This is a genomic window from Kurthia populi (assembly GCF_042686175.1).
GTDB lineage: Bacteria > Bacillota > Bacilli > Bacillales_A > Planococcaceae > Kurthia > Kurthia populi.
The window spans coordinates 1-13360 of record NZ_JBHUOR010000095.1; the positions used below are offsets into that span (position 1 = coordinate 1).

Here is a 13360-nt window from a genome sequence, read left to right on the forward strand (position 1 = left end):
AAAAAAAAAAAAAATCCTCTTGAACCTTAGAGCCCCAAGCCTTCCAGCGTTTAACGTTTTTCTCTATAAGTATTATATGTAATATAAGTACTTATAGGAGCATTGAGTGTCCGCTTGACGCTACCCCTCATGCTCTTTAAAGTCAAAAAGAGCAAAATCAAAACCAGCAACTAAAAAAAGAAATGCTACACAGATCCACAGAAAACGATGCGCCATTTTTTTCTTTAGTCGCTAATCTAAAAATCGAAAGTGAGGACTATTAATGATTAAGACGCTAGACGAATTAAAGCAAGAAGTACTATTGGAAGATTTAGCTATACTGTACGGACACGCTACAAAACGCAAGGGTAACACAGCTATTAGAGTAACACCTTGCCCTATTTGTGGAGATGGCGAAGACCATTTCTCTATTAATCCACAAAAGAATTTGTTTAACTCATTCAAAGAATGTTGTGAAGCTGGCTCACCAGTAGATTTTATTATGGCTGTAGAGAAGTGTTCCTTAGCTGAAGCAATTGACAAGCTATATAAAATAGCTGGGGCTGAGAAACCTTCTTTTAACAGCACAAGCACAGAAAAGAACCCACAAAAAAAGTCGCTACCAGCTGCAACTGATAACGACAACACAAAATCTATCGGAAATGTAGATTTCACTGATTATATCACGAAAGCCTATGACAAGACTATTGCCAATGACGAACTTAGAACTAAACTAAAGGCTTTTACTACAAAGCGTGGTATTTCACCAGCACAGATCATAGAGAATAAAATTTGTATTGATACATCGACTGGACACGAACGTATAGTATTTCCAGTTTGGAAGGATAATAAAGTTGTTTGGTACACAAGACGACTATTAACAGATGTTGAAGGACAAGCGCGATTCATGGACGCTAAAGGTGTATCAAAGTCTGAAGCTATTTATAATATCGACTTGCTGAAGGAAGAACATGACGAGCCTATTCTTTTAGTTGAAAGCATCATTGACGCATTGAACCTAGAATTATTAGGCTACAAGGCAATTGCTATTAATAGCAGCAACAACTTAGATAACTTCCTTCAATGCTTCAATACATCTAAAGCACGAAACACTTCTTTAGTTGCTGCATTTGATAATGATTCAGCTGGCGTTAAAGCAACAGAAGAATTAATTAAACGAGGACATAGCGCAATTAATAAACCTCATATTCATACGAATGATAAAGGCGTGGACGATACAGATATTAACGATTGGTTCTTAGATAGCATTAAAAAGCTATCAGAGCCCCCACAAGGCGACTTTAGCGGTACAGAGATTAAGAAGTCTATAGATGTTCAATTAACCGCTGTAAACAAGCCTAATAACGTTTTAACGTATCTTGAAACAACATTCTCTGAAGATATAGCGAAACTTTCAGCTTATCGAGATAAGCAAACGGGTTTTGATAACCTTGATAAGAAAATGAATGGATTGAACGCTGGATTATATGTAGTAGGTGGCGTTTCTTCAGTCGGTAAAACTACGTTCGTGCATCAACTAGCCGACCAGCTGGCAGAGCGTAACGATCACATTATTTACTTCAGTTTAGAACAATCAAAGATGGAAATGGTGTCTAAATCGTTATCACGTACTACAGCGAAGTTAGATTATCCTAATGCACTAAGTAGCATTGAAATTCGTAAAGGATTAAATACACCTAACTTACAAAATGCGATAAAGGACTATTCAAAGTATGCTGGCAACGTGAATATTGTAGAGGGTAACTTTGATACTAATGTTGATACAATGCGCGAATACATTGGACGCTATGTAGCAAAAAATGGCGTTAATCCAATTGTAGTAATTGACTACCTTCAAATCATTCCAGCAGCAGATACACGTATGGGAGATAAGCAGCGCATTGATTACAACGTAACAGAGTTGAAACGTATCAGCCGAGACTTCATGATTCCGTTGTTTGTCATTTCTTCTTTTAACCGAGACAGTTATTTAAAGTCATGTAGCTTCAGCAGTTTCAAAGAAAGTGGCGGTATTGAATATACAGCCGATGTAGTTTGGGGATTACAATTAGGCGTTATTACTTCAAGTGAATTTATGAAAGCAGATGATGGGCAAAAGCTGGTACTAGCCAATAAAGCTAAAAGTGATGAATACAGAGATATTGAACTGGTATGTCTTAAAAACCGTAACGGTGGACTGTTCAGTACAAAATTCTCATATCACGCAAAATACGATACTTACACTTCTAACGAAGGATTAGGCGATTTCCGAAAAGGTTTCAAGATAGATAATACTGATGAAAAATCTAAAAAAGTATTGCAATTCTAATCTATACAAGTCCGTCATATTGGCGGTCTTTTTATTTGATTAAGCAAAATTGCTGAGTCCTCATCACCAATGCAACATAAAGGCATGGTTTGTGCATTCGTATAAAATAGAATGCAAAATTGCTTCATCAAGGTTGATATGATGGGGTTTGAAAGGTGGCAAGTGAATGCAACAAAAAGAAAGATATGTTGCATTCGAATGTTATTGTAGTTAACCAGCTAAGTTTTCAGCGCATCATTAGTCAATTAGATGAGGGGGAAATTCCCCACAATTCTGTGGTCATCGCAAAAGTGCGCCGACCTTAGAGGTAGAAAAAATAATGTAATGTAACATAAAAATATGGTTTGTACATTAGAAGTTTATTCAACATAAAAAAAGCTAGTGAGCACTGATTTAACAGCATTTATAAAGAGAATCTACAATGTAACAAAAGGAAAGATATGTTACATTAGATAATTATTTTAATTAATCAAAGCAGTTTGACTCTGGTTATATATCTGACGGCTCAAGATTGAGGAGTGAGATAAGAGGTCAGCTCAAGATTGAGTATACCCTTTATGTGTGACGTTATCGTGACGTCACGTGACAGTCACGCAACAGACTTAGACTTAGACTCAGAATTAGATTTAGATAAAGAAAAAGACAAAGACTTAGATAAGACTATTTAACATAAAAATGTAGTTTGTAAATTGAGAAGAGTAAAAACGGTAAAAGTATTGGTATTAAGGGGTTCAACAAGGTTTTTCTAATTTAACAGTCTTTAAGATATGTTAAATACAAAAGGAGTGATTCATATAAAACCACAAAAAAGATGTAGTGCTGCAAGGTGTCGTACTTTAATCGACTATACGCGACAATACTGTGACAAACATAAAAAAAGCACAGCAAATAGTGATTCTTACGCCTACAGAAAGCAATATGACGCGGAATCAATCAATTTCTACAATTCAAGGCGTTGGCGAACAGCTTCAAAACTGTACAGGCTCAACAAGCCGTATTGTGAGAAATGCTTAACAGCTGGCATTATCAAAACAGCAGACGTAGTAGACCATGTGAAGGAACGTAAGGACTTAACAGCAGATGAACAGCATCTTTTATACGATGAAAGCAATCTCATGTCACTATGTCATGCTTGTCACAATGCTAAGTCTGCAAGCGAACGAAATAAGCGTAAAAACACACAAGCGTTTTAAGGGCATTTACAGGCTCTTAGAGCGCTTTTTCATTTTCGAGGATAAATACTATTAGTTACTTCAGAAAAAAAGATAGGGGGGCTGTGAAATTATTCACACGTACAACGTTGAAACCCTTTACGTATGTAAATTCCAAAATAATTAAAAATACATAAATACCGATATTATTGTATTTATTTATATTTTGTAGTAATATGAATATATGAACAGATAATCATATATAAAGGTGGTGTACATGAATGAGAAAAGAACGTAAAGACCAACGTATTACTTTTGTGAAAATCGAACTGAAGAAAGATGAGTACGGTGATAGAGTTCCGACTGAAGTAGTGAAATTTAGTTGCTGGTCAGATTACTACTCACAATCTTTAACAGCTAGAACTTCGAATATCGGCACGGTCTACGAAAATGCGGTGTACTTCGAAGTTGATGAACATTTCAAAAGTCAGCTAGATCCTACGTGCAAGATTAAATTCAACGGCACTCAATACAACATTATCGGCATTGAACATCTTGTGAAAAAGCATAGTGTACGCCTTATTGCAAAGGCGGTGGAATAAATGGCTCGAATGAAAATAGGCGATTCCGATTCCCATTATACAAAAGAAGAACGTGAACAACGTCAAAATGCTAATGAAAAACTATTTGACTATCAAGAGATGTCAGAAAAGCCACCAGCAATCTTGAAGCGTGAAGCCTTGAAAGAGTGGAAACGTATTGTAGCGACTGTTAAACAAGATATGCCGTGGTCGGAAAATGATTATCAAATTCTAGTTGCTTATTGTTTAGCTGTAAAAACGATGTACGATGCACAGCAAGATTTAAACAAGCGTGGTCTGATTTTAGATGACGGTAAAAGTAATCCAGCAGTACGTGTACAGTCACAAGCTATTAAAGATATGCGTTCATGCGCTCAATCACTCGCAATGACATTAGACGGACGTTTAAAAGTCGAATTGAATAAACCTTCAAAAGAGTTAGATCCATTTGAAGTGGTGATGAATGAATGACGAATTATGCAAAAGAATATTGTGATGCAGTACTAGCTGGCGACATTATCGCTTGTGAAAAAGTAAAACTAGCTGCTAAACGATTTTTAAAAGGGTTGGAATATGAAAAGGACGATTCATATCCGTACTATTTCGATGAAGCAGCTGCAACAAAGGCTATTAAATTCATTGAATTGATTCCCAGCACAGACGGTTCGAAAATCAATGCGCTCATGTTTCAGAAGTGGATTATATCCGAACTTTACGGCTGGAAGGAGAAAGCGACAGGCAACAGGCGTTACAAACAGGCTTTCATTTCAACAGCACGTAAACAAGGTAAAACATGGCTAGCATCAAGTATCGGCGCACTTTCTTTAATCGCCGAAACGAAACCAGCTGAAGGACGACAGGTACTATTTGTGGCCAATGCTATTAAACAAGCGAGATTAGGCTACAATATGCTATCTAATAGTTTGTCGAAAGTTTGTCGAATAAGCGAATTTATGAAGAAGCAATTAATTATTGGTAAGCAACAAATTACGCACAAGCCCTCTAACAGTTTTGCAATGGCTCTATCAAGTGACCTTTCTACTTTAGATGGTTACAGCGGTACAACAGTAATAGTCGATGAATATGCACTTGCTAGAAGTCGTGACGTACTGAATACGTTAAAGAGTGGTCAAAAAGCCGAGCCGAACGCGCTACTTGCGGTTGTGTCGACTGCCGGCTATGACTTGAATGTGCCAATGTATCAAGACTATCAATTCTATTCAGATGTTTTACATGGCAAGGCAACAGCAGAAAGCACGTTCATAGCAATTTATGAACTAGACGACAAAGAAGAAGCTACACCAGAATGTAGCGATCAATGGATTAAGGCGTGTCCGATTTTCGAGCATGAGGACATCAAAGAAACGATGTTACCAGCCATTAAAGAGGACGTTATCACAGCCCAACAACAAGGTACTTTAACAGCTGTTCTAACAAAGTCGTTCAATATGTGGACGCAAGCAAGCGAAAGCAGTTATATAGCAGCAGACGATTGGGAACAGGCTGAAGTTGAAGCTATCGACATTAAGGGCAAACAGATTTTTCTAGGTATCGACTTATCAAAGACGGACGACTTAACAAGTGTAAGCTGGCTTATTCCGACAGATGACCAACAATTGTATTGCGATAGTCATTCGTGGATTGGCACGAAATATGGACTTGCCAACAAAATAAAATCTGACGGCGTGAACTATATCGAACTAGAGCGAAAAGGTGAATGTTCTATCACAAAATTAGACAGTGGAATCATTGATTATGAGGACATTTTTAATTGGGTTATGAGGTTCATTGAAGATAATGAGTTACAAGTTGTAGCAGTTTGTTATGACAAATGGAACTCGAATACTTTGATAACAAAGTTCGAAAAAGCGAATTTACCGCTGGTAGAAGTACGACAAGGCACATATACATTGAATACGCCTACACGTACATTCAGAGAACGTCTGTACAATGGCGAAATCGTTCATGTTGCGAATACTTTACTAGCCCACGCTGTTAATAACGCGATTCTGAAGGAAGATAACAATGGCGTGATGATTAGTAAGAAGCGAAATGCAAATAAGATAGATCCAATAGCAGCGCTTATAAATGCTTACACTGAAGCCATGTTTCATTTTGAAGAAGCTGAAGAAATGAAACGTAGAAATGAAATTTATTCAGATGAAAACTTTAGCTTTTAAGGAGGTGAGAAAAAACGAATGGGAATCTTAAAGACAATGTTTAACAGACAAGCCCAGCAAGTCACGACAGACGCATTTTTAGACGTATTAGTTAGTCTTACTTCAGACGATGAAAGCATACAGTACAGTTCGATACGAGCATTAAGAAACAGTGATGTTTATGCAGCAGTAAAAATTATTGCATCAGATGTTGCATCAAGTGAATTGTATGCAGATACGAAAGAAACAGCTATTACAAAATTGATTAACAATAAGCCGAACGACTACATGAGTGCATGGCATTACAAGTTTTCACAAGTGGCCAATATGCTACTAAATGGAAATGCTTTCTCTTTAATCGAACGTGACGAAACAGGCGCACCAATCGCACTACACGCGCTATTAAATAGCAATGTGAGCATTGAACAGCTGGACGATGGCACAATACAGTACATTCATTCAGACGATGGCGCAGAAATGATTTTAAAGGCTTCAGACGTTCTTCACTTCAAATACTTCACAACAGATGGTTTAACAGGTATAAGCCCTCTATATGCGCTACGTGATGAACTGAAGCTACAGGAACGCGGTAACAAGCTACTAGCTGGCTTCTTTAAAAGAGGTATCAATTCTAACGGTATTCTGAAAGTACACAAAGCCGATTTAGATACTGAAGCGAAAAATAATATTCGTGAGAAATTCGAGCAAGCGAACGCTGGCGACAGTAACGCACTTCGAACAATCATCTTAGACGACAACATGGACTATCAACAGATACAAGTAAACACTGATGTACTGAAGCTAGTTAATAATAACGATTGGAATACGAAACAAATCGCCAAAGTATTTGGACTTTCTACGGATCGTCTAGGTGTTGAAGCTAATCATAGTAACACCGTCCAATCGAACGTCATGTACTTACGAAATACGCTCACTCACTTTTTAAAAGCAATTGAAAGTGAAATTAACTTCAAATTAGGTAGTCCAAAGCCTTTGAAATTTAGCGTAGATTGGCTCATAGCAGAACCACAGCAACAGCTTGAAAATGATTTAAGAGCCGTTGAACTAGGTATTTTAACAGCCAATGAAATGCGTAAAAAGATGGGGCTTGAAGCCGTTGAAGGTGGCGACATTTTAAGAAAAGAAAGCGAGGAAATAGCATGAACGAGGAAAAAGAAAAGCGTTTAACTGAATCAGCAGAACTCGAAGCACCTACCACAGCGAATGAGTCGGAATCTGATACAGAAAACGCTACAGACGATGATAACACAAAAGTTATCACAGGTTACGCCTTAAAATTCGGTGAACCATCAAAAGATTTAGGTGGCTTTGTAGAAGTAATTACAGCTGAAGCACTTAAAGAAGTGGATTTATCAAACGTCATTTTACTGCATGGCCATGATTATTCTAAGCCATTGGCTAGTGTAAAAGCAGGCACATTAAAGTTAGAAGTTGATGAAATTGGCCTGAAATTTGAAGCTACTTTAACTGATACATCTTATGCAAAAGATGTTTATGAAAATATTAAGGCTGGCATTGTTGATTCAATGAGTTTCGGTTTCGAAGTCGGACTAGATTCATTTGAAGAAGATGAAGAAGGTACAGTAACACGTTCAATTGAAAACATGAAAGCATTGCATGAAATTAGTATTGTAACCGTTCCAGCATATGATTCATCAAACGTACAAGTAAGCACACGATCATATACAAAATTCTTAGAAGAAAAAGGTGGAGAAAACATGAAATTAAATACATTAAACAAACAAAATACAGAAGTGCGTTCATTTGAGGACTATATTCGTGCAAAAGGCGAGGTACGTGATGGCCTAACAACAGCAGCTAATTCAGCTGGCGTAGTTGTACCATCAGATGTCATCGGTGAAGTGTTTGAGTTAAAACGTGCTGCATATAACCTGGCACAATATGCAACTGTAAAACCTGTATCAAATGGACAAGGTAAATACCCTGTAGCAACAAACCAACAAGGCGTACTAGCAACCAAAGAAGAATTAGCACAAATTGCAGACGTAGATGCTGATATGTTTACACAAGTACAATTTGCAGTAGCTACACGCGCTGGCAAAATCGCATTATCAAATGAAGTGGTAGAAGATGCAGCAGTCGATGTGGTAGCTGAAGTGAAAGCACAACTAAAAAAATTAGTTGATAACACTGACAACAAGCACATTATCGACCTGTTAAAAGGTTTCACAAAAGTAGACGTAACAGCAGTTGACACATTCGACCAGCTGAAACGCGTGAACAATGTTGAACTAGATCCAGCGCTTAATAAAATGGTCATCGTCAATCAAGATACATTCCAATACTTAGATACAGTGAAGGACAAAGAAGGACGCTATTTACTACAACCCGATGTAACAGCACCTTCAGGCTTCTCATTATTCGGAAATCCTGTAGTGGTACTTTCAAATAAATTATTCGCACCGACTACAAAAGACACATTACCGTTAATCATCGGTGACATTGAACAATCAGTATTCGTAGCACGTAGAAACCAAGTAGAAACACAATGGGAGCAATTCGACTACTACTCACAAGGTTTAGCGGTTATCGTTCGTAACGATTATCAAGTAATTGATGCAGACGCAGCACGTTACATTGAAATCACACCAGCCTAAGTAAAAGGCACATTAAAAGGGCTTGCCTAACGGTGAGCCTTATTTTTTTAAAAGGAGATGAAAAAAGAATGGCTGAATTAAATACAGATTTATCTTCACTCGAACTATTAAAAAATAGTATGCGTGTGGAATGGGCTGAAGATGACGGTCTAATCAAAGGACTTTTAACAGCAGCGGAAAGCTACATTTCAAACGCTGTAGCTGGCGACAAATTAGAAGAAATGAAGAAAGATGAAATCTTTAAAATTGCTACGTCAATGCTTACGCAATATTGGTACAAGAATCGTGAATATGATGCTAGACAGCACGTACCAGCGTATATAACTTCATTTATCCAGCAATTACGCGGTAAATACTAAGTAAATAAATTGATAAATACCGATATATCGTGATATAATTATTTTTGTAGAGTGCGGAAACACTTTACAGTCTATAAAGCGAAACGGAATGAAGATTTTTGGTGGTCAATTTACACCGTTATTTCAGAATTGGTGCATACCTGTTTTTACATTTTGCAATATGTCATTGTTTGAACAAAATTGCTTTTAAGTCGAATATTGTTTAAAGCCCTTCACTATAATTGTGAGGGGCTTTTTCCTATGCTTTATATTCTATTATTTCACTAATGTCTGTAACGCCTAGCACCTTCATAACGGCTTCTAAATGCTCTTTATTAATCGTTGTGCGCGTGTTACGAACCATTTCACTAATGATAGTAGGGTACAATCCTGTTTTTTCAGAAAGTTCCTTTTGCGTCATACCCTTTTCTTTTAATAGCTGCTTTAGTTTGATATTAATCATTTTCTTTCACAGCCTTTTGTATTTCTAATAAATCCGTAATATCACATTCTAATGCAGTACATACCTTTTCCAGCGTTTCAAAACTAATGCTGGTTGTCTTTTCGTTGTATAGCTTTGATAGCCCAGCGCGATTAAGACCTGTCATTTTTGATAGATCCGTAACGCTTAAACGTTTCTCACCTAGTATGCGTGATAGATGAACTTTAATCATTAATTATCAACTCCTTATACAGATTGTATATTCAAGTATACAAAAAGTAAACTAAAGTGTTGACAAGGATAATCAAATTGTATATTGTAGTATACAAGAAGTTTATTAAAGTATACAAAAAGAGGTGGAAACAATGGAAAAAGTAAGAATGGTACAAGGTACACATGGGAATCGTAAGATTATCACTGAAACTAAACGTAGAGAATTAGAACAAGCTGCACTGGACTTTGAAGAATATTGGTGTTCAGTTCCTGAAGGAAATCCTTCTTTAACAGACTATTTAATGACATTTATTTTCTTTTTCTGTGGTCCTCTCCTTCTGATGTGGATGTTGATTACAACTTACGGACTGTAAAAGAAACGCGGCTATAAGACCGCGCAGTGGTATTTGTGAGTGATATTAAAACACTCTAAATGTAGAAAAAGGAGATTATATTAAATGAAACTAGATTATTACTTTATTGATGGGGTACTAGAAGAATTAGAAATGATCAAACAAGTAATTTTAACTAATCAACAAAATTTTGATGATTGCATTCAAAACGGCACATTCGATAGACGTGATGGTGCAGCGCATTATGCCGCAAAAGAAGTTTATCGCAATGCATATGTGGCAAATTTAGCACTGTCACGAACATTGGAAGAATTAAATAATAATATTCAGCAATTTAAAAAAGAATATACAAACATTGAACTCTAAAGGAGCAAAAAAAATTATGGAAAAAGCTATTATACATTTCGCTGATGGCGAACAAATCGAGGTAATCGAAGGACAAATTTTTACAGGCAAACATAGCCATTATTCAAAAGAATACCAAGAATATAGGCCTATTGATAATAAAATTTATAAATTATGGTCACATATTGATGTTGGATTAATTCCCAGCATTTTAGAAATCGTATTTAATTCAGATTTTTTCCATGAAGTTGATAACGTAAAAATAATCTATAGTTCAAAAGCAATTACTCGAATTGAAAATTTATAAAATAGGCCCTCTTTTAGGGGGCTTTTTTGCATGGAAAAGATTGGCTGTTTCGTGTAAAGGGGTGTTATCGGTATAAGCATAAATACCGAATCATTAATGTACGACATCGAAAAAATAAAGATGATTTAGGACAGCTGAAAATTCAGCCGTCATATTATTTCCTAAACCACCTAGCCCACCAACTTTTATTTTCATGTGAATGATCTACACTATTCTTCATTTCTTTTAACTGGCTATTCAATTTGCGAACCTCATTCATAAGCGCATTAATTTGTTGCTGCCCTTTTGGTTCTTCTTTAGGACTGTTCAGCAGATTTTTAATAGATACTAACTGGTCATTGAGCAATGTATTTTGTTCAATGATTTTTTTATTTTCTCTATGTAATTGTTTGTTATTTTCACGCAATTGAACCACTTCAAAGTTAAGTCCTTTTATATGTTCAGCCATATATTCCATGCTCTTCGAAATATCGGTTAAAACATCCATATGTGGGCGTATGTCACCCTCATTATTCGTCGCTATATCATTACTTTTAACAGATAGCACGTTCTTCTTAACATCCAAAGACAAAGCCTTATCTAAAGCCATTTCACGTGTATTAGATTTATCTTTTAATTGATTTAAAAACTCGCTAAGCATCGCTATATCAGTATCGCTAAATAGACGGTTGTTATTGGCATCTCTTTCAAATATGTATCCTTTTTCTTCTAATAACTTACAATAATTGCGTAATGTACTGACCTTAGAATCCAGTTTTTCTGCTACCTTAGCGATAGTTATTGGCATCGACATAGCGACCACTCCTTTTCTTTAAATGAGTATGAAATACGTTAAGGTGGATGTCAAAAAAACAATATAATGTCCATACTTGACTTACATTCTTAAAAGAATGTATAATAAAACTATTGAAAGGCGGTAATTATAATGTCAATTCGTAAAAATGTAGAAGCCTTAATCGCTTCAGAAGTAACAGCATATAAAATATCAAAAGATATTCAAATACCAGCTTCAGTAGTCCAAAAACTACGTTTAGGTATGACACAAATAGATAATATACCTTTACGCAATGCTGAAAAATTAAGCACATACTACAAACAACTAAAAAGAACGGGAGACATTTAACAATGAAAAAAGACTTAAGAATTCGATTCCCATCAGAAGATTCATTAGAAGAAATGGCCAAGCTAAAAAAAGTAATTGAAATAAGTTTTACCGGAACAATCAATACTCCTCCAGCTTCTTTAATTGATTTAAAACCAAATGATGATTTTGAAATCGAAAAACTAGAATCAATTTCAGGAGATGATTTATTAGAACAACTCTCAAAAGCATTTTCGGAAAGATTCATATTTTTATTTAAAGACTTTGAAGAACATGTTAAAGATCGTAGAGAAGCTGGCGAATTTATTCCTATGATAGAATTTCGTGATTTTCTAGTAGAACGCAAAAAAAATAAAGATTCTGATGTAGTAGATGAATTAATTAACTTAACAACAAATGGTGATTTATTAAGCATGAATCCACCTGCAAGCTTTATAATGCCTAAAACTAAAGCAATGAATACACTGATTAATCCAGCTTTAACACCCGTAGACGGTGAATCAAGTGTAGAATTTACTGTACAAAATGGCAGCGCAACTTTAAAAATGGCATTAGATTTTGATAATAATATTGAAATTCAAAGTAGAGATCATATGCGTTTCACACCATATGACAGAGAAGTGTTTAATGGCATTTGTAGCCGTTATGAAAATGACAATGATACTTTTACAGCTGAACAAATTTATAGAACTATCAATGGCCTATCCAATCGAGAAACAGTTAGTGAAGCTAGTATAAAACGCATAAATGATTCAATTACTAAAATGATTAGAATGCGCGTAAAAATCGACTATACTGAGGAAATGAAAAAGTATAAAAAATCAGATGATGTTCAAGAAGACGACGTTCAATACATTCAAGAAGACTATATGATTCCAGCTAAAAAAGCATCTTTAACCGTCAATAACAAAACGATAGAAGGATATAAATTACATGCTAAACCACTTATGTATCATTACTCACAAATATCAAATCAAATTATTACAGTGCCACTAGAAATCTTAAATACTAAGGATGGTACGAATGATAGCGATTCAATTAACAACTCCCCAGAGATAACAGTAATACGCGCACATTTGATTCGTGAGATTGAATGGATTAAAGCTGAAATGAAAAAGAAAAACCCAAATCGTAATAACAAAATATCATTAGAAAGTGTATACGAATTATTGGAACTGGAATCGCCAACTAAAAAGAAAGCCTTGAAAATACGTGACCATATAAGCAAAATTTTGAACAACTTCATAAGCAAAAACTATATTAAAAGCTACGATACTTACAAAAAAGGGCGTACTATAATGGGCTTTCAATTAGTTTTATAGTGTGCCATAAGTGGGTACCTTATGTGCCATAAGTGGGTACCTTATGTGCCATAAGTGGGTACCTTATGTGCCATAAGTGGGTACCTAAAAAAAAAAAAAA

At 35.7% G+C, this 13360-nt stretch carries 16 protein-coding genes; 13 read left to right on the forward strand and 3 right to left on the reverse strand.

Annotated elements, in window-relative coordinates:
* Positions 1-262 precede the first annotated feature (262 nt).
* From ACFSY7_RS11220 to ACFSY7_RS11255, 8 genes are all read left to right on the forward strand, one after another.
* A complete protein-coding gene (locus tag ACFSY7_RS11220; protein ID WP_380147886.1) occupies positions 263-2308 on the forward strand; it encodes a DnaB-like helicase C-terminal domain-containing protein in 2046 nt (681 codons plus the stop codon).
* A gap of 767 nt (positions 2309-3075) precedes the next feature.
* The gene (locus ACFSY7_RS11225) at positions 3076-3501 is read left to right on the forward strand and encodes an HNH endonuclease (protein ID WP_380147887.1); all 426 of its coding nucleotides are present in this window, start codon (positions 3076-3078) and stop codon (positions 3499-3501) included.
* 239 nt (positions 3502-3740) lie between these two features.
* On the forward strand, positions 3741-4061 hold the full coding sequence (locus tag ACFSY7_RS11230; protein WP_380147888.1) for a head-tail adaptor protein: 321 nt from the start codon (positions 3741-3743) through the stop codon (positions 4059-4061).
* The gene (locus ACFSY7_RS11235; protein WP_380147889.1) at positions 4062-4511 is read left to right on the forward strand and encodes a phage terminase small subunit P27 family; all 450 of its coding nucleotides are present in this window, start codon (positions 4062-4064) and stop codon (positions 4509-4511) included. It begins immediately after the preceding gene.
* On the forward strand, positions 4508-6220 hold the full coding sequence (locus tag ACFSY7_RS11240; protein ID WP_380147890.1) for a terminase large subunit: 1713 nt from the start codon (positions 4508-4510) through the stop codon (positions 6218-6220). The genes ACFSY7_RS11235 and ACFSY7_RS11240 overlap by 4 nt, the downstream gene beginning before the upstream one ends.
* Before the next feature lie 36 nt (positions 6221-6256).
* Positions 6257-7363, forward strand: a complete 1107-nt coding sequence (locus ACFSY7_RS11245) for a phage portal protein (protein WP_380147891.1) — start codon at positions 6257-6259, stop codon at positions 7361-7363.
* Positions 7360-8838 carry a phage major capsid protein gene (locus tag ACFSY7_RS11250; RefSeq protein ID WP_380147892.1) on the forward strand — a complete coding sequence of 493 codons (1479 nt, stop codon included), beginning with the start codon at positions 7360-7362 and terminating at the stop codon, positions 8836-8838. The genes ACFSY7_RS11245 and ACFSY7_RS11250 overlap by 4 nt, the downstream gene beginning before the upstream one ends.
* A 68-nt stretch (positions 8839-8906) precedes the next feature.
* Complete coding sequence (locus ACFSY7_RS11255) at positions 8907-9197, forward strand: head-tail connector protein (protein ID WP_380147893.1); 291 nt, start codon at positions 8907-8909, stop codon at positions 9195-9197.
* A gap of 238 nt (positions 9198-9435) precedes the next feature.
* Here ACFSY7_RS11255 and ACFSY7_RS11260 read toward each other — a convergent pair whose 3' ends face one another.
* Together ACFSY7_RS11260 and ACFSY7_RS11265 are read right to left on the reverse strand one after the other, a co-directional pair.
* Complete coding sequence (locus tag ACFSY7_RS11260) at positions 9436-9639, reverse strand: helix-turn-helix domain-containing protein (protein ID WP_380147894.1); 204 nt, start codon at positions 9637-9639, stop codon at positions 9436-9438.
* Positions 9632-9850 carry a helix-turn-helix domain-containing protein gene (locus ACFSY7_RS11265; RefSeq protein ID WP_380147895.1) on the reverse strand — a complete coding sequence of 73 codons (219 nt, stop codon included), beginning with the start codon at positions 9848-9850 and terminating at the stop codon, positions 9632-9634. Before ACFSY7_RS11265 ends, ACFSY7_RS11260 begins: the two co-directional genes overlap by 8 nt.
* A 133-nt stretch (positions 9851-9983) precedes the next feature.
* On the opposite strand from ACFSY7_RS11265, the gene ACFSY7_RS11270 reads away from it, so the two are divergent.
* From ACFSY7_RS11270 to ACFSY7_RS11280, 3 genes are all read left to right on the forward strand, one after another.
* The gene (locus ACFSY7_RS11270; RefSeq protein WP_380147896.1) at positions 9984-10205 is read left to right on the forward strand and encodes a hypothetical protein; all 222 of its coding nucleotides are present in this window, start codon (positions 9984-9986) and stop codon (positions 10203-10205) included.
* 84 nt (positions 10206-10289) lie between these two features.
* A complete protein-coding gene (locus ACFSY7_RS11275) occupies positions 10290-10550 on the forward strand; it encodes a hypothetical protein (protein WP_380147897.1) in 261 nt (86 codons plus the stop codon).
* Positions 10551-10566: 16 nt separating this feature from the next.
* The gene (locus ACFSY7_RS11280; RefSeq protein ID WP_380147898.1) at positions 10567-10836 is read left to right on the forward strand and encodes a hypothetical protein; all 270 of its coding nucleotides are present in this window, start codon (positions 10567-10569) and stop codon (positions 10834-10836) included.
* Between the two features lie 154 nt (positions 10837-10990).
* Here the strand turns inward: ACFSY7_RS11280 and ACFSY7_RS11285 are convergent, their stop codons facing one another.
* A complete protein-coding gene (locus tag ACFSY7_RS11285; protein ID WP_380147899.1) occupies positions 10991-11629 on the reverse strand; it encodes a hypothetical protein in 639 nt (212 codons plus the stop codon).
* Positions 11630-11761: 132 nt separating this feature from the next.
* On the opposite strand from ACFSY7_RS11285, the gene ACFSY7_RS11290 reads away from it, so the two are divergent.
* Positions 11762-11959 carry a hypothetical protein gene (locus ACFSY7_RS11290; protein WP_380147900.1) on the forward strand — a complete coding sequence of 66 codons (198 nt, stop codon included), beginning with the start codon at positions 11762-11764 and terminating at the stop codon, positions 11957-11959.
* A 2-nt stretch (positions 11960-11961) separates the two neighbouring features.
* The gene (locus ACFSY7_RS11295; protein ID WP_380147901.1) at positions 11962-13260 is read left to right on the forward strand and encodes a hypothetical protein; all 1299 of its coding nucleotides are present in this window, start codon (positions 11962-11964) and stop codon (positions 13258-13260) included.
* Positions 13261-13360: the final 100 nt, after the last annotated feature.